Here is a 17201-nt window from a genome sequence, read left to right on the forward strand (position 1 = left end):
ACTTCAGTTTTTTATTTAGCATAATCTACTGCACGAAGTTCGCGGATCACGGTTACCTTGATATTTCCTGGGTAATCGAGATTATTTTCAATTTTCTCACGAACTTTGTGAGCCAAGATTGTGACTTTGTCGTCTTTGATTTGTCCTGGATTTACCATGATACGGATTTCACGTCCTGCTTGAAGGGCAAAGCTATTTTGCACCCCTTCAAAGCCATTGGCGATTTCTTCCAAATCATGGAGGCGCTTGATATAGCTTTCAAGAGATTCACTACGAGCACCTGGACGCGCTGCACTCAAGGCATCTGCTGCAGCAACGATCACTGCAATAACGCTTTCAGCTTCCACATCACCGTGGTGGCTAGCAATGGTATTCACCACAACTGGGTGTTCCTTGTACTTACGAGCCAACTCCGTACCAATCTCAACGTGGCTACCTTCAACCTCGCGGTCAATAGCTTTCCCGATGTCATGAAGGAATCCAGCACGACGGGCAAGAGCTGCATTTTCACCAAGTTCACTAGCGATGATACCAGATAACTTAGCAACCTCAATCGAATGACGCAAGACATTTTGTCCATAAGAAGTACGGAACTGCAAACGTCCCATGATCTTCATCAAGTCTGGATGGAGGTTTGGCGCACCAATCTCATAGGCAGCAGCCTCCCCGTATTCACGGATTTTATTGTCAATCTCTTGACGGTTCTTCTCCACCAACTCCTCAATACGAGCTGGGTGGATGCGGCCATCCTTGAGCAACATTTCCATGGTCATACGAGCAATTTCACGACGAATCGGATCAAATCCTGACAAGGTTACCACTTCCGGTGTATCGTCGATAATCACATCAACCCCTGTCAAACTTTCAAAGGTACGAATATTGCGACCTTCACGACCGATAATGCGTCCTTTCATGGTATCATCTGGTAGGTGAACTGTCGAGTTTGTTGACTCTGCTACATAGTCACCAGCGATACGCTGCATAGCCTGAACCAAGATATCTTTCGCAATCTTGTCTGAACGTTCCTTGACTTCTTGCTCTGCCTCACGAATGCGGCTAGCAATTTCCTTGGTCAAGTTTTCCTCTGTCTGAGCCAAGATAATATCTCGAGCCTCAGTTTGGGAAAGCGAGCCGATACGTTCAAGTTCAGCTTCTTTTTGTCTTTCGACTTCCTCTAATTGCTCTTCACGTGCATCAAGGTTTTTTGCTCTATCAGAAATACTTTGTTCTTTTTGTTCAAGTGTTTTTTCTTTGTTCGTCAAATTGTCGTCCTTACGGTCAAGGCTCGTAGCTCTCTCCGTCAAACGACTTTCAATTTGCTTGAGCTCCTGACGTTCTGACTTAAATTCAGCGTCCACTTCTTCACGGTATTTTCTGGCTTCCTCTTTGGCCTCCAATAGTGCTTCTTTTTTAAGAGACTTGCTTTCGCTCTTGGCTTCATTTAGCAATAAATCCGCTTCGCGCTCAGCTTGTCCTCGTAAATTAGTTGCTTCTTGTTCAGCATTTAGAAGCATCAACTCTGCAGCCTCTTGAGATGATTTCATCTTAGCTGAGATGCTGACATATCCAATGACTAAACCAATGATGACGGCAAAAACAGCAATCGCAAGTGTCATGATTTCCATGTTTTTACCTCATTAAATTGTTTATCGAATGACATACATTCCTTAATATTCTATCATAAAAAACCGATTTCCACAAACCCAAATTGAAGAGTTTTGTGTGAATTTTTGAAGAAATCCCTTAGATTTTCAAGTAAAATTAAGAATCTTTAAAAATTTAAATTTCCACGAAAAACGAAGCAAAAAAGCCTACCTTTCAGTAGACTTAGTAATGATCTTTGAAGGACAAGAAAGCCACGCTATCTCCATCTATTATATAAATCAAGCGATTTTCTGCATCAATGCGCCGCGACCAAGCTCCTTGATAGTCATACTTGAGTGGTTCTGGTTTCCCCATTCCTACAAAAGGATCGCGTTGAATATCCTTGATTAATTTATTGATCCTTTTTAATGTTTTCTTATCTTGGTTTTGCCAATAGCAATAATCCGCCCAGGCATCTTCTGTAAATTTGAGCAGCATTCCTCACTCCTCAATCACATGCACCTGAGTGCTTCCAGCACGAACTTGAGCCATTCCTCGCAAGACCTTGTCAGAAAGTTCCTTATTTTGAGCGATTCTCAGGGTTTCCTGAATACTATCCCACTCGCTCTTTGAAAGGACTACAATATCCTCATCTGGATTTTTATTGACCACCGTCAAAGGCTCAAATTCATCATTTACCTTCTTCATGTAGTCCTTTAAATGATTTCGGAATGTTGAATAAAGAACTGCTTCCATAACCATACCTCGTTTTACCTCTTTTCCACTATTATACACAAAAAGAAAGAAATTGTCAGGAACTTGTACAAGATTTTTCTTTTCTATCTATTTATTCGAAAATATTCTAAAAAAGCCTACCTTTCAGTAGACTTAGTTTGTTTCTATTCTAATCGGAACCCTGCCAAAATTCTGTTCTGCTATACTTGGGTGTCCTAGTTGGTAAATCTGGTCTGCCTTTTGAGTCATAGCATCCCAAGGTTCTTTGCCAATTCGACTGACTAGATGGACCTGGCCTTTCAGAGACTTGAGGTGTTGTCTGCCTTTTTCAGTAAAGCCAAGGACATGGATGCCTTCTGGCAAGTCGCTTTCTCTGGCCTGCACCAAGATATAGGTCAAGAGTCGTCGTACACGCGCCTTGGTATAACGCTTTGTCGCAACCGCCTCGACCAATTCGTCAACAGACTGGGCTGTTTTGATAGCTTCCTTGATACGCACAGCCATTTCTTGATTGACCTGATAGATGGTGGTTAGGTCTGGATTTGACAAGATTTGATAGCGGAGCAAGGTAAAATAGTCATCCCAACTCACCCTACACGCCAACTCAAAGAGGTCAAGAGAAGGCATAAAGCGTTCTAAGAAATCTTGGTCTGATTGATGCTGACGGAGGGCTGTTGCTGAGGCAAAGTCCACATCCTTATCCACAGAATGATAACCAGCCCCCTGACGCTGAATCGGATGGAGTTTGATTCTACGTCCCGCAACCGCCTTGGCATAGGCCAGAGCAAGAACATGATTGGGCGTGTTGCCAGAAAAATCCAGACCTGCAAATTCCTTCCACATGGCTTGGGTTTTCTGAGGATAGGAGAGGGAATCAGGCAGATTTTCCACAAAATTCTCCATCTCAGCACCTTGCTCCGTGTATAGGTCAGCAATTTTCTGATAATCCAGAACTTCCTCCGTCCCGAATGCTAGAGTATCAATCCCCAAGCGAGCCAAGATATCCACAGCTCCTTGACCGAAGAAATCAGCTGCCTGAACACTAACTAAAAAGGGCAATTCCACGACCAAGTCTGCGCCATTTTCCAGCGCCATCTGGGTCCGTGTCCACTTGTCCACGATAGCCGGCTCTCCTCGTTGCATGAAATTTCCAGACATGGCAACGATTTTCAGTCCCTCCGCCTGCTCAAGCAGGTATTTGTGCCCATTATGAAAAGGATTGAACTCCGCGATAATACCTGTGATGGTCATAGAAATCTCCTACTTCTGCGCGACAAAAAACCAACGGGTGCTAGTTTCTGTTGGTTCCTTGTCCTCAAAGTCCGCATAGAGTTTGAAAGACTTGAAACCGGCCTGTTCCAGCAATATATCATAGGTCAAGACCTCATAGGTCCGCTCCTCATGCACTTCATCGTGGCGACTAAAGGAACCGTCAGCCTCCTTGATAAAGAAGGTCAACTCATGCACGATGGAGTGAGGTGCTTCGTCCTCATAGGTGTCCCAAAGCATGGCAAAATCTTCCGCATTTTCATGGTAAGAATAGCCTGGAAAAACTTCATCTGTCTGGTAGGTCGAATGTACATCAAAGATAAATACTCCGTCTTCATTGAGGGCATTATACACTTCCTTAAAGACGTCTCCTACTTCCACCTCATCCTGCATGTAACAGATCGAGTCCGAATAACAAGTGACAAAATCATATTTCCCTGCTTTGGACAAATCCAGCATGTTGCCTTCAATAAAATCAATCTTTTGCTTGGCTGAAGCAGCTCTCTTCTCCGCAATCTTCAACATATCCGCGCTCAAGTCAAGTCCCGTCACATCAAAACCAGCCTGAGAAAAGCGAACAGACTGGATTCCTGTCCCACAAGCCAATTCCAAGAGTTTCTTTCTCTCCTTAGTTTTTGGCAAATGACGCAGAGAAAAATCAGTCCATTTGTCGTATAAACTATCGTCCATGACTGCATCGTAAACAGCCGCAAAGGTTTCATAAGTTGACATATTCATGATACCAAGTCCGCCCGTAATCGGAATGAAAATTAGGAGCTTGACGATGGAGCCGAGCTCCAAGGAAGGCTATCTATTTTCCAACGATTACAGGACGGGTTCAAATCCTTTCTAAGATACAAAGAGCGTTAAAAGCAAGGAGAAAATAGGAAACTTTCTGCTGTATCGTCAGATACAAAGGAAGTTACTCTTTTTTCGCAACTATTAGCTCGTGTTCAGTTTCGAGATGAACAAAACACGACGCCCTTACCTTTCTATCAATTTTTTCTAAAATAAGCAAAGAAAACCCAGTTGCCTGCAACTGAGTTCATTTACTAGGCCAAGGCTTCTGAAATATCTACAGAAGCCGCCTCATGCCATAGTTTTTCTAGGTTATAATGGGCACGCATTTCTTCTGAGAAGATATGCACAACGACACCGCCGAGGTCCAACAAAACCCAGCCTCCAGCTGCATCACCTTCAACATGACTGCCTTTAAAGCCTGCTTGAGCTACTTTTTCACGGATATTATCTGCGATAGCGTCCAACTGACGACTATTCATTGAGCTCGTGATGACAAAGTAGTCCGTCACGCTGGTCAAATCTTGTACATCAAGTGCGAGGATATCCTCCGCACGTTTCTCATCAGCCGCTTTCACGACTAGTTCTAGTAATTCTTTTTCGTTCATTTAGTCCTCTTTCAAATAGTGCACAAAGGCGTTATAGGTTTCAAGGGTTTGGGGATAGATGGGAAATCCCTGATGAGCTAGATGCTCCACGGTACGAGCTGTTTCGTAGGCCACTGCCTTATTGAGCGATAGCTCAGCAATTTCACGCGCCTGATCCACTCCTGGAAAGGCACGATTGTGCTCAATGTAGTCTGCGACGTAGATAACCTTATCAAGATCAGTCATCTGGTCAGCCCCGACTGTATGAATTTCAATGGCTCGCAGGATTTCTGAATCATGCAAATCCAAATCTTCCTGAATCTTGTAAATTCCAACCATACCATGCCAGACATTATTGCCCCAGTTTTTGAGATCAGTGTCTAGCTGGTGACGGTCAATCAAGTCTAGAAATTCCTGATCTGACAACTTTTTAGCATAGTCATGAAGAAGGCCTGCTAGACCCGCTTTCTCAGCATCGACTCCAAATCGCTTGGCTAGTTCTATGGCTGCACGCTCTACACCCAAACAATGGGTTAAACGTTTTTCAGGCAGAAGCTCTGCCATTCTTTCCAACAAAGCCTCTCGGGAACAGTTGATATAGTCTTGGTATGCCATCAGTAGAGCCCCTCCTTCTCGATGTAGTCTAGCACTGGCTGAGGTAGGAGAAAGTTAGGTTTCCGACCTTGGGCAATGAAGTCACGCACCATGCTGGACGAGATGTCCATGAGAGGCACATCCACCCAGATAACTGGATAGGAAGTCCCTGCCTTGTAGCGCGGGCGCTGAACTCCAACAAACTGAACCATTTCGACCAGCTCATCAATTCGGTACCATTTAGGCAGATAGTCCACCATATCAGCCCCGATAATGAAGTAATAATCCGTATCTGGATGTTGCTCGGTCAAAATCTTCATGGTGTCGTAGGTGTAGGAAATACCCTTACGTTCTAACTCAATGGTTTCAATGTCCAGACCTTCAATCCCCTCTATCGCCAACTCAAGCATCTTGAGACGGTGGTGTTCAGGGATGGTTTCCTTTTTATCCACATGAGGTGGTTGGTATTCGGGCATAAGCAGGACCTGGTCCAGTCCTAACTGTTGTCGTACTTGGTCCGCCACAACAAGATGGGCATTGTGAACAGGGTTAAAATTTCCCCCTAAAATCCCGACTTGTTTGCGTTTTTTCTCCTTGATTTCTGGCTCCAACTCTACCTTGGTAAAGGGAGTCAATAATTCGATTGCCATAGGCTCGTCTTCCTTTAATTCTCTGTAAAAACAGTTGTTTGGAGTAGGTTTTAGATTTCTTTGACTTTTTTAGAAATCTTGCGATTTTCTTTCTTGCTGGATTGTTTATACAAAATCAAGATGCGTCCGATTTTTTGGACTGTATCCACACCGATTTCTTCTTCCAAGATTTCAGCTACTTCGTGGATGTTTTCATCTGTGTTTTGCAAGAGCGTAACTTTAATCAATTCACGGGCGTCAAGAGCTTGACGTACGCTGGTTTTGATTTGGTCGTTGAGACCATTTTTCCCGATTTGGATGATGGGTTTGAGGGTGTGTGCCTGGCTGTTGAGGAAGGCACGTTGTTTTGATGTTAATGACATAATTTCTTTAAAAGAGTTTCTTTTAATACTTTTCTGAAGTGGTGACGGACGTCAGCAAAGTCCTTCGGACTTTCATGACTAAAATTTGAGCCTAAGGTCTCAAATTTTCCGCAGTTGGTACAAGCGCTTGTACCAACTGACACCACGGCGAAAAGTATTCGTTATGGGCTCGCAGAGCTCGCCCGAATCTAGACAACTCTTTCCTTTCTGTGTTTAAATGATTGCTTTTCGTGTGACGACGGCGACGCCTTCTGGTGCCCAGACGGCGACTTTGGCGGTGTCTGTTACGCGGATCCAGCCTAGGCCTGAGATGACCAGGTCTGTCTTGTCCTTGATGGTAAAGACATGCTGGACTAGTTTTGGAAAATCTTCTTTTTCTTTACTATTTGGTGGTGTTAGAAGGGTTCCGAGGTGCTTATCATAAAAGGCACTAGCGCCTTCTAGCTTGGTACGGTGGAGTTTGAGTTCATTGTCAAAGAAAGCTGTGAATCCTTGCTTTTCTCCTGATATGAAGTCAAAGCGTCCAAGACCACCTAAAAACAGGGTTTGTTCAGGGTTAAGTTGATAGGTTTTGGGCTTGATTTCCTTTTTAGGGCTGACATACTTGAGGTTTTTAGCCGTCAAGTAGTGGGCCATCTGGTGGCGGTGGATAATCCCTGGAGTATCGTAGATATAAGATCCGTCATCAAGCGGAATCTCAATCTTGTCCAAGGTTGTTCCTGGGAAGCGCGAAGTCGTGATGACATCTTGGTCACCCGTGATTTCTTGGATAATAGCGTTGATAAGGGTTGATTTTCCAACGTTGGTCACGCCAACCACATAGACATCGCGGCCCTTACGGTAGTGTTCAATCTTGTCAATGACTTCCTTAATGGCATGCTTGTTTTGGGCTGAAGTCAGAACGACATCTACTGGACGAAGTCCTTCTTCGTGGGCACGTTCCATGAGCCACTGGCTAATCTTGCTCGGTTTAACAGACTTGGGCAGAATATCTTTTTTATTTCCGACCAAGAGAACATCATTACCCGATACAAAGCGTGGCAAACCTGGGATGACAGAACCATTAAAGTCAAAAATATCAATGACATTGACCACCAAGGCATCACTATCTCCCACTTCGTGCAAAAGCTTGAGGAAATCATCATCAGTCAACTGGACATCTGTAATTTCATTGTAATGACGGAGACGGAAACAGCGTTGGCAATAGACTTCGCCAGTCTCCAAGCCTTTTTCGAGTGCTGACTGGGGGGTGAAACCAAGACCAGCCTTGTCTGTCGTCTGAATGGTTGCTCCACAACCAATACAGAGAATTTCTTCCATAGTTAGATTCCTTTTTTATATATAATAGGCCCGTACTTTTCAGTAATTTGCTTCATGACACGGCGCTCGCGAGCCCGGTTAATCTGCGTTTTGATGGAGTCGTGTTGGACCAAGGGTTTGACCAAGATCGAGCGAATACCTGCACGGTGCGCTGCCCGAATATCCGTCATGAGTTGGTCGCCGACCATGACCACTTCATTTTTCTCATAGTGAAATTCCTTCATGGCACGGTCTATTCCAAATGTGAAAGGTTTCAAGGCCCAATAAACGTAATCAATCCCAAACTTCTCAACTGCTCGTTGAACCCGTTTTTTGGTGTTATTTGAGACTACGATGATGCGAATGCCCGCGTCACGGAGATCATGTAGCCACTGTTTCATCTCTGGCGTCCCATCAGGGTTGTTCCAAGCAATGAGGGTATTGTCCAAATCAACCAAAACAGCCTTGATACCATGCGCTTGCAGGCTTGGGACTGTCAGATCATAGACTGCTTCCACAGCAAAATCTGGCATATAGTTTTCAATCGCCATTCTGGCTCCTTTTCTTAACTTTTTTTCGCAATTTTTCTCAAAATCAATGACAAGACCAGCCATAAGACCGCACTAGCCAAGCTGATGTAGACCCAAGCATAGGGCTCGTCTGTGAAGGGGAGGGGAACATTCATCCCGAAAAAGCCCGTCACTACTGCCAAGACTGCTAGTAAAACTGAAATAATGGTCAAGGTTGTCAAGTTATCATTCAGGTTGTTGTTTAGGATATTGTTGTAAGAGGCTGATAGTTGTTGCAAAACTTGAGAAATCAAATCGGTCATCGAAACCAGCTGATGAGCCTCAATCATGGCATCATCAAACTGTTCTCTCTCAACTTCGTTAAATCTGCGATAAAGGGCATGTCCTTGGATATGTTCTAGCAACATGCGATTCTGCTTGGCAGCCGCTGTCAGATAGACCATACCAGTCTCCAAGTCGGAAAGGGCAAAGAGGTTTTTCTTGGTCGTTCGCTGACGCAAGAGGCCATTGACCTCATCCTTACTCTTGTCCATCTGCTCGATGACAGGATAGTAGGCATTGCTGATGATTTCCAGACTAGCAAAGAGAAATTTGTAGATAGAAAGCATATCATGACTCTCTAAATAACGTGTCATCTGTTCAATCACATAGGCATTTTTCTTATTGCTAATCGTAATCAAGCGATGATGTTCCACGATAAAGGTCATGGGAAAGGCTTCATAGTATTCCTTGTCCTTTTTCAAATCCAATACATTGTAGATAAAGGTGACGGTTCCACTTTCGCGGTGGTAGTCCATGTGGGCACGCTCATTTCTATCAAGAGCATACTCGATGGTTTCCTTGTCCAATCCATAGATTTCGGAGAGATCTTCTAGTTTTTTCAATTTTCCCAAATCTAGGTTAATCCAAGTGCATCCATTGCCCAACTGCTTTTCTACAAACATGTTTTCTCCTTTACCAAACTCTTTCTATTGTACCACAAATCTGCCAAAATAGCAGACCTACTCTGTGCGGGAAAAGTTGCTAACAACAGTGATATTTCGGTTAGGAACAAAGTGAAGGGCTTGATCGTCACCTCGCAGTTGGGTCGTACGAATCCCTACGCTAACGACCTTTCCAGAAACGGTAATCGGTCCATTTGTGAGAACCACTTCATCACCCACATCAAGCTGGCGTTCAAAAAGGATGAAAAAGCCATTGATGACATCGGATAGAAAGCCTTGCGCCCCCATACCAATGGCCACCCCAGCAATCCCAGCACCGGCAAGGAGACTAGAAACCGGCAAACCTAAAATAGACAGGATACAGTAGAGCAGAAAGAAATAAAGAATGTAGTTAAAGACATTCTCCAGCAAACGAGAAATGGTCTTTTGTCTTCCTGCATCTCGATTTGAAAATTTAAGCGAGGGCTTGACAACCTTTCGTACAGTCGCATGAAGCATCTTTTTAGCTATATAAAATAGTAAAAACAAAATCAAAAGAGAAATCACCTTGGTCAAGAGATTCTCTAACATGGTTGTTAAATCAAGTTTATCAAAATAGCGTTGAAAAAAATCTTGCATATAAAACTCCTTTTTACTATTATACCATAAAATCGTCCCTCTCTTTTCCTTCATAATTATTCAATTATCGTCTCTATTTTCAAAATATTACTTGCCTCTATAGCATATTTATACTATAATTATAAACAATACATTTGAAGGAGACTGCTATGAAACGAATCATTAGAGCCTGGACCAAGGCAAGCCTCATCAAACGAATCCTCATTGGAATGATTTTTGGAGCGACATTGGGGATGCTCTTTCCAAACCTTACAGGAATTGGTCTGCTTGGAGATCTCTTTGTAGGCGGACTGAAAGCCATCGCTCCTATTCTAGTTTTTGCCCTTGTTGCCAATGCCCTTTCCCAGCACCAAAAGGGACAAAACACCAATATGAAGACGGTTATTTTCCTATACTTGCTCGGAACCTTTGCTGCTGCATTGATGGCCGTTCTAGCTAGTTTCTTACTACCTGTTCAAATCACCCTGACCAGTGCAAATACTGAAGTTGCTGCTCCTGACGGTATCGGTCAAGTCCTCAGCAACCTCTTGCTCAAACTGGTGGACAATCCCTTGAATGCCATTGTTGAAGCCAATTATATCGGAATTCTCTCTTGGGCAGTCGTCTTTGGTCTGGCTATGAGAGAGGCAAGTAAACATAGTAAAGAATTGCTGAAAACCATGGCGGATGTCACCTCTAAAATCGTGGAATGGATTATCAACCTAGCTCCCTTTGGAATTTTAGGCTTGGTGTTCAAGACCATCTCTGACAAAGGCATTGCCAGTCTAGCCAACTATGGGATGCTGCTGGGACTCTTGATTGCTACCATGACTTTTGTAGCTCTCATCGTCAACCCTCTCATCGCCTTTCTCTTTATAAGGAAAAATCCCTATCCCCTTGTTTTGAAATGCCTACGTGTCAGTGGTATTACAGCCTTCTTCACTCGTAGCTCTGCTGCCAATATCCCTGTCAATATGAAACTCTGCCAAGACTTGGGACTGAATCCTGACACCTACTCTGTCTCAATCCCGCTTGGATCGACCATCAACATGGCTGGCGCTGCCGTTACCATTAACATCCTGACTCTGGCTGCGGTCAATACACTCGGAATCTCGGTAGACTTTGGGACAGCATTTGTGCTCAGTGTAGTGGCTGCCATTTCTGCCTGCGGTGCTTCCGGGATTGCTGGGGGATCCCTTCTCCTCATTCCTGTCGCTTGTAGCCTCTTTGGGATTTCCAACGACTTGGCTATGCAGGTTGTCGGAGTCGGATTTGTGATTGGAATCGTGCAAGACTCCTGCGAAACAGCCCTGAACTCTTCAACAGATGTCCTCTTTACAGCGGTTGCCGAGTATGCTACAAACCGAAAACTTCGCCCCTAGTCTCTGACTCCTCATTAAACACTCGATTCTATTAGTTTAGGAAATTTTCATGTCCCTCACTCAACGTACAACAAAACTGATCTTAGCGACCTGTCTCGCTTGTTTTCTCGCTTATTTTTTAGATTTATCATCAGCAGTTTCAGCTGGAATCATCGCTCTCTTAAGCCTCTCCGACACGCGCAGAAGCACGCTGAAATTAGCACGCAACCGCCTCTTTTCCATGCTCCTAGCGCTCGCTATCGGTGTTCTAGCCTTTCAGCTGACAGGCTTTCACATCTGGAGCCTGGGCCTCTATCTGGCTCTCTATGTCCCTTTAGCCTATCAAATGGGTTGGGAAATCGGCATCACCCCTAGCAGTGTCTTGGTCGGTCATCTCTTGGTACAGGAGTCTACTTCCCCAGAGCTCTTGCTTAATGAAGTACTCCTCTTTCTCATCGGGACAAGCTTTGCTCTATTGGTCAACCTTTACATGCCTTCTCGTGAGAAAGCTATCCAAAGTTACCACCTTCAGGTCGAAGAAAAGTTAAAAGACATCCTGCTTCGCTTTAAATACTATCTGTCGCGAGGAGACGGGCGCAATCAAGCCCAACTCGTTGACCAATTAGACAAGCTCCTCGATGAAGCCCTCAAGCTGGTTTATTTGGATCACTCGGATCATCTCTTTCACCAGACGGACTACCATATCCACTACTTTGAGATGAGGCAGCGACAAAGTCGTATCCTGCGAAATATGGCCCAGCAGATTAATACCTGTCATCTGGCCGCAAGTGAGAGTTTGATCTTGGCCCAGCTCTTTTCTAAGATTGCTGCCCAGCTAAGTCAGACCAATCCTGCTCATGACCTACTTGATGACATCGAACGCTATCTGCAAGTCTTCCGCAATCGGAGTCTCCCTAAAACACGTGAGGAGTTTGAGACCCGTGCTACCCTCCTGCAACTACTACGCGAAGCCGAAACCTTTATCCAGGTCAAGGTCGATTTTTATCAGAAATATGGAAACTAGAACGCAAAGAACCTCAGAGACTTCCTCTGAGGTTCTTTTGTTTTGCATTTGGAAGGACAGCTTGTTTGACCATTCTCCTTTGAATCATCAAGATAGGGATATTTTCTGGAAAACATGAATCCCTAACACGGCTAGCCATACTTAAAAATTCACATACTATTTCAAGAGTAAGATTAACTTTCGTAACAATCCAAGTTAGAAGACTTTATACTTTCCACCCGCATATCCACAAGGAATGTAGCCTGCTTGATATAAAGCATACAAATCATCATAAAATGTTGACTCAGCTTGGGGAACCTCTTTTTTGATGATCAAGTAGATAGCCAAGCCGATGATATCAAATTTAATCTGATCTTTCATGGATGCTACCAGTTTACCTTCCGTAATCAGGTTATCTAATCGCGCTTCAATTTCGGGAATTATTTCCTCTTTTGCACTATTTGCAAGTGAATTCCAGTGTTTATAAATGTCACTCTGGTTTTTAAAAAGATAGACACTAAAATCACCATCTTTCTCTAACACAAAATTCTCCCATTTTAAACTATTAATATTCTTATCCGCTTCTTGCAGTTTCTTTATCTGTTTTATTGGGATTTCTGTTTCTCTGTTTTCCTTTAAAAAGGGAAGCGAAATCAAACTTTTAATAACGTCATCATTTATTTTCATAAATAACCTCCGTTTTATATAGGAACACCGACTCCCTCACGTTCTCTCTTCCTGTAACTGTCCACTTTTAACCAGCTTTTTATAGTATCGTTTACTGTACCATTCTCGGTCTGATATCTTTAAATAAGCCTTATACTCTTCTGGGTATTTGTGGATATAGTAGGCTTGAAAGATATGGACATTGATCATAAAGGCGATAAAATGAGCTCCAATGACAAACCAAACTGGCAAAAATAAGCCTAAAATATAGAAATACCACTGAAGGGGGATTTGATATAGCAGATGATAGACTAGCGACACTGGAAAGAGAACTGCCGTGATTCCAGAAAGAATCCTGACTAGCTGCTTAAGGATTGACTTCTCCTCTCGATCATTTAGTCTGCGCTTGAGATTCTGGATACTATTGAGAATAATCCAGAAAAAGAGGGCTATACCTATCCCAAGCTCAAGCCAGAAGCCCAACCATGTATAGGCATCATAGGCCACTGCACTGGCAAAGTACAGTCCTGATATGAAAGCGCAAATGGACATGGCGAAATAGAAGGGAAAGTAGGTCCAAAGCTGGCTAGTCAAGCGTTTTTTAGGCCAAAAAACAAGCACCATTCCTAGATAGGATATCACATATACCGTCAGATTAAAGGGCTTTAGAAAGCTACTCATGTTATGAATCAGCAATCCTGCTTCCAGAGAAATGATATGAACATCGCTATCTACACTTATAAACTCTGGAATCCCGATTAATACGCCATAGATCAGAATCCCTGAAAAGCAAAATCCAAGAATAATCACTGTAAAGAGGCGGTTGATGATACCCATATGAATGGGGTTGGGCATACCTGCTGTGAGGGCAAAATCCCCCTGGGTCACAATGCGCTTACTTCTTTCAAAGTCGGCACCGAAAATACGGATGTCTTTCATTTTTCATCTCCAAATTTCATCTGGCAAAACGCCGTATATTCTTGAGAATCTTCCATTTGAGAAGGTCATCACATAGCAACTATCGCAACAGCTACTCCTCGCTTCGTTCAAGATACAGCACTCACTTTCTGGGATTTGACTGTTCCCTAACACCTAGTTACACGTTTCGTTCTCCGGTTCTTTCTTGAACAAGATTTTCCCTTGGCTATAGAGCTTCATAATCTTTACAAAACGAACGGGATTGTTTTGGTTGTACAACAAAAAGAGCACGAAGAACATTAGACCTGCTCCCCAAAAATCATAGCCGCGTTCGATCGGTTGCCCAAATTTTTGAGTGCAGTCGTAAAAAACATACAAAAGATAGATAACAAAGGCAAGTATGATGTAACGAGTGATTCGATAGATCGTAGCAGATGCCTCAGCTGGATCAAAGTGTTCGTCCCTTACCATCAAATTATGTGACACTGCATAGTAAAACACCTTCTCCGTTGTTGGCTGAGCCTTGCGCACATTTTTATAAAGTCCTCGCTCAAGAATTGCGGTAAACAATAGAAACTCAGCCAACCACAATAGTAACACATAGCTCAAACTGGTCCAATTATAGACACCAATATCCAAGGCTGAAAGGAGGCCATAGAGACCAGGCCCACCTGCCATCAGAAATATAACCATTTCAGGAATGTAAGCATTGGTCTTATAAGCACCTTCCGTATTGAGTAAAACACTCTTTGGAGCAGCCAAGGCTTCCCCAGTCTTTTGGTCATAGTAAACCGCCTGACCATCGCATTCCCCGATAAAAACCCGACGACGTCTCAGAAAAAACATGCTCTACCTCTTTCTATCTCATTCTTTCAAAAACGGATCCTAGTCCTTCTGTACTTCCTTGATGACAAATTCTTCATCTGTCCCCATACTCACTTCTAGATAGACATCTGGATTGTCGTCTGCTCGACAGATGAGGCTCAGTTTTCTAGCATAAAAGCGATCCAGGATATCCAATATTCTGGGTAAATTGTTTTGGTTATAAAGAACAAATGTCAATCCTAATAAAAGTCCTGTTAGGACAATCTTGACAATCTCTCCTCCGATGGGAGTGCCCAACCTCTCTTGGTAATTCCAAATAAAATTATAGGCGTAGAAAAATCCAACCAAGGGAACCAGAGAAAGCAATGCTCTTATCCAGCGTGTAGCGTTGCGACTATCTTTTTCACTCATCTCTGCCTCAGCTTCCTTTGTTTCCTCTGACTTTTCCATAAGCGCCAGACAAATAGTTTGAGTAGTCACCTGAGCCCTGTTGACATTTCGATACAAGGCTCGTTCGACAAGGATGGTGATGAAAGCAAACTGCCCTAGCCAAATGAGAAGAACACTCCAGAAGGTAGACATGGTATAGGTTCCTTGTATAAACAAGCGGAAGAAGGAAATCAACCCACTACCACTTGATAAGAAGAGGACTACCAATAAGGGGATATGGCGATTCATCCGGCTAGACTTTTCTGTATCCAAGAGCTTGCTCTTTGGTGCTTCCAAAAGTTCGTGGGTTTTGCGATCATAATAAATCGCTTTATCATAGTATTGGTTAAAAAATATCCGACGTCTTCCTAAAAACATCTCTTTCTCTTTCTAGTTTCTTTCGGGAAAAGGCGCACATTTCTGACCTTTCCCTTTTGACTTGCATGAAATCAGTCTCTTATCCCATAGATAAACTGTCCTACTAGTATACCATAAACCCTATGACTAGCGTTTGGAAAACAATAAAAGACCACCATGAAGGTAGTCCTTTGTTATCAATCGTCCATTTCATTATTCTACAAGTCCTTCAACTGGATGGCCGTAAAAATATTTCATACCTTCCGTCCAGTCTTTGTCTGATAAGTCATCAATATAACCAACCATCAAATCAATTTCATTTTTTGAAATAAGAGTATTGGTGTCCACTGGGACCTGCTTACCTGTATAAATAGAAAGAAGGGAAGCCTGAAGATAAAGATGGTATTTCTGTTCTTTTTGAGCAGCGATGTATAGAGCAGTCATAATTTCTTGTGTAAATAAACCAGGAAAAACCTGAAGAGTTTTGTAATAATAGCAATCTAAGTTCTTGTTCTTTATTACATCAAAATATAAACTTCCAACTTCTTCTAATCTTGCATTTTCCTCTATAATTGAACGATAGTTGAGAAAGCTATCCAAAGCATCTTGAATGGCGTACTCCACATCGGTTTCTGTATCTTCCCACTCCTCCCACAGAGTAAGAAGGTAAGGAACGACTTCATAGGACATTGTTTCCACAGCGCCAGCGACAAAAGTAAATACCGCAAATTCTGAAGCCGAACTTAAAAAATGAAAATTTTCAACCTTTTTTAAATCATCATGTGTACAAACTGGACAAAACAATCGAATACAAAGATTGAGCACAGCTTCATCTTTTGTCTGGTTCATCAAGTCAATCAGCAAGTTTTTTACTGTAAAATCTCCCTTTTTTAAGATTTCAGCAATCAGCAATACACATTCTCTCTCATCTTTTACTGAAAGTAAGTCCCTTTTTAAATCTTCAAGCGCTACAGAACTAACGTGACCGAACGACATTCCTGGCATTAACAGTTTATTTCCCATCCCCATTCTCCTTTTATCTCAATACTTTATTTTGGAAATTTGTTACTTGCTTTCTGACCGATGCTAAGTTATCACCAAATTTACTGGCTCTACAATCCCAGTATACCATAAAAGACCACCTCGAGGGGGGCCGTTTATCAGTTCAAACTATTTTACATTATGTTCCTTCTGAAAGGATTCCATAGCTTTGAACTGTTCTAGTTCTTCTTCATTAGCTGGCTGCTTGCCAAGGTATTTGTATTCAAAAAAATCCATTTGTTGGCCTGAGGTAAACCCACTCTCGAACCAAGGTGCGTAGTCAAATGTAGCAGTCAATTTTGTACCAATAATCTTTATAACACATGTTGTCCATAAAGCTTGCTCTTCATTTTTAAAGATTTCCCTCAATTCCCAAGCTAATTTGAAAGTGCGTCTTTCATTTTCTCTAAATTCTGAATTAGGCAACTCATACTTCATGGGAATATAGAGATTATAGATATAGTCACTTTTTCCTTCTTCGTTGAAGAAATAGTAGACTTCTCCACCATCAAAAGCCAGGGTAATATTAATAAAAAGATTTTCCCAAGCTACAGGTATAGTCTTATGGACACTCTGAGCAATTTCCATCACTTTCTCATTAATCTGTTCTTCCATATGTTCCTCCGATTTGGTTTATACATTTAAAGACAAG

Annotated in this window: 21 protein-coding genes; 2 read left to right on the forward strand and 19 right to left on the reverse strand. The window is 42.7% G+C overall.

Going from position 1 to position 17201, the window contains the following annotated elements; translation table 11 throughout:
• Positions 1 to 11: 11 nt before the first annotated feature.
• The 13 genes from B7714_RS08505 to B7714_RS08565 all read right to left on the reverse strand — a co-directional run bounded on the left by B7714_RS08505 (position 12) and on the right by B7714_RS08565 (position 9970).
• A complete protein-coding gene (locus B7714_RS08505; RefSeq protein ID WP_000404959.1) occupies positions 12 to 1625 on the reverse strand; it encodes a ribonuclease Y in 1614 nt (537 codons plus the stop codon).
• A gap of 202 nt (positions 1626 to 1827) precedes the next feature.
• Positions 1828 to 2082, reverse strand: coding sequence for a Txe/YoeB family addiction module toxin (locus B7714_RS08510; protein ID WP_000924722.1), 255 nt, complete (start codon positions 2080 to 2082; stop codon positions 1828 to 1830).
• Positions 2083 to 2085: 3 nt separating this feature from the next.
• On the reverse strand, positions 2086 to 2340 hold the full coding sequence (locus B7714_RS08515) for a type II toxin-antitoxin system Phd/YefM family antitoxin (protein WP_000388572.1): 255 nt from the start codon (positions 2338 to 2340) through the stop codon (positions 2086 to 2088).
• 132 nt (positions 2341 to 2472) lie between these two features.
• Positions 2473 to 3570, reverse strand: a complete 1098-nt coding sequence (locus B7714_RS08520; protein ID WP_042902800.1) for a nucleotidyltransferase — start codon at positions 3568 to 3570, stop codon at positions 2473 to 2475.
• A 9-nt stretch (positions 3571 to 3579) separates the two neighbouring features.
• On the reverse strand, positions 3580 to 4320 hold the full coding sequence (locus B7714_RS08525; protein ID WP_042902801.1) for a class I SAM-dependent DNA methyltransferase: 741 nt from the start codon (positions 4318 to 4320) through the stop codon (positions 3580 to 3582).
• A 320-nt stretch (positions 4321 to 4640) separates the two neighbouring features.
• Complete coding sequence (rsfS, locus tag B7714_RS08530) at positions 4641 to 4994, reverse strand: ribosome silencing factor (RefSeq protein WP_042902802.1); 354 nt, start codon at positions 4992 to 4994, stop codon at positions 4641 to 4643.
• Positions 4995 to 5588, reverse strand: a complete 594-nt coding sequence (yqeK, locus tag B7714_RS08535) for a bis(5'-nucleosyl)-tetraphosphatase (symmetrical) YqeK (protein ID WP_042902803.1) — start codon at positions 5586 to 5588, stop codon at positions 4995 to 4997.
• The gene (locus tag B7714_RS08540) at positions 5588 to 6217 is read right to left on the reverse strand and encodes a nicotinate-nucleotide adenylyltransferase (protein ID WP_042902804.1); all 630 of its coding nucleotides are present in this window, start codon (positions 6215 to 6217) and stop codon (positions 5588 to 5590) included. Before B7714_RS08540 ends, yqeK begins: the two co-directional genes overlap by 1 nt.
• 50 nt (positions 6218 to 6267) lie before the next feature.
• Entirely contained in the window at positions 6268 to 6579 is a 312-nt protein-coding gene (gene yhbY / locus B7714_RS08545; protein WP_000060171.1) for a ribosome assembly RNA-binding protein YhbY, read from the reverse strand.
• A 213-nt stretch (positions 6580 to 6792) separates the two neighbouring features.
• Positions 6793 to 7899 (reverse strand): ribosome biogenesis GTPase YqeH, encoded by a 1107-nt coding sequence (gene yqeH, locus B7714_RS08550; protein WP_084860228.1) that lies wholly within the window; start codon positions 7897 to 7899, stop codon positions 6793 to 6795.
• A 2-nt stretch (positions 7900 to 7901) separates the two neighbouring features.
• Positions 7902 to 8429, reverse strand: coding sequence for a YqeG family HAD IIIA-type phosphatase (locus B7714_RS08555; protein WP_084860229.1), 528 nt, complete (start codon positions 8427 to 8429; stop codon positions 7902 to 7904).
• Between the two features lie 14 nt (positions 8430 to 8443).
• Entirely contained in the window at positions 8444 to 9352 is a 909-nt protein-coding gene (locus tag B7714_RS08560) for a magnesium transporter CorA family protein (RefSeq protein ID WP_049477879.1), read from the reverse strand.
• Between the two features lie 57 nt (positions 9353 to 9409).
• On the reverse strand, positions 9410 to 9970 hold the full coding sequence (locus B7714_RS08565; protein WP_084860230.1) for a mechanosensitive ion channel family protein: 561 nt from the start codon (positions 9968 to 9970) through the stop codon (positions 9410 to 9412).
• Positions 9971 to 10119: 149 nt separating this feature from the next.
• Here B7714_RS08565 and sstT point away from each other — a divergent pair, with 149 nt between their 5' ends.
• Both sstT and B7714_RS08575 read left to right on the forward strand, forming a co-directional pair.
• A complete protein-coding gene (gene sstT, locus B7714_RS08570) occupies positions 10120 to 11331 on the forward strand; it encodes a serine/threonine transporter SstT (RefSeq protein ID WP_084860231.1) in 1212 nt (403 codons plus the stop codon).
• 49 nt (positions 11332 to 11380) lie between these two features.
• Entirely contained in the window at positions 11381 to 12334 is a 954-nt protein-coding gene (locus B7714_RS08575; protein ID WP_084860232.1) for an aromatic acid exporter family protein, read from the forward strand.
• Positions 12335 to 12529: 195 nt separating this feature from the next.
• Here the strand turns inward: B7714_RS08575 and B7714_RS08580 are convergent, their stop codons facing one another.
• The 6 genes from B7714_RS08580 to B7714_RS08605 all read right to left on the reverse strand — a co-directional run bounded on the left by B7714_RS08580 (position 12530) and on the right by B7714_RS08605 (position 17164).
• Positions 12530 to 13000, reverse strand: a complete 471-nt coding sequence (locus B7714_RS08580) for a hypothetical protein (protein WP_084860233.1) — start codon at positions 12998 to 13000, stop codon at positions 12530 to 12532.
• A gap of 36 nt (positions 13001 to 13036) precedes the next feature.
• Complete coding sequence (locus B7714_RS08585) at positions 13037 to 13918, reverse strand: beta-carotene 15,15'-monooxygenase (protein WP_084860234.1); 882 nt, start codon at positions 13916 to 13918, stop codon at positions 13037 to 13039.
• 153 nt (positions 13919 to 14071) lie between these two features.
• The gene (locus tag B7714_RS08590) at positions 14072 to 14743 is read right to left on the reverse strand and encodes a hypothetical protein (RefSeq protein ID WP_084860235.1); all 672 of its coding nucleotides are present in this window, start codon (positions 14741 to 14743) and stop codon (positions 14072 to 14074) included.
• A gap of 39 nt (positions 14744 to 14782) precedes the next feature.
• Positions 14783 to 15529, reverse strand: a complete 747-nt coding sequence (locus tag B7714_RS08595; protein WP_193432111.1) for a hypothetical protein — start codon at positions 15527 to 15529, stop codon at positions 14783 to 14785.
• A gap of 192 nt (positions 15530 to 15721) precedes the next feature.
• Complete coding sequence (gene imm47 / locus B7714_RS08600) at positions 15722 to 16531, reverse strand: Imm47 family immunity protein (protein WP_084860236.1); 810 nt, start codon at positions 16529 to 16531, stop codon at positions 15722 to 15724.
• 147 nt (positions 16532 to 16678) lie between these two features.
• Positions 16679 to 17164, reverse strand: a complete 486-nt coding sequence (locus tag B7714_RS08605) for an immunity protein YezG family protein (protein ID WP_084860237.1) — start codon at positions 17162 to 17164, stop codon at positions 16679 to 16681.
• Positions 17165 to 17201 lie beyond the last annotated feature (37 nt).

It is taken from the genome of Streptococcus oralis subsp. oralis, assembly GCF_002096595.1.
GTDB classification, from domain to species: Bacteria; Bacillota; Bacilli; order Lactobacillales; family Streptococcaceae; genus Streptococcus; species Streptococcus oralis_D.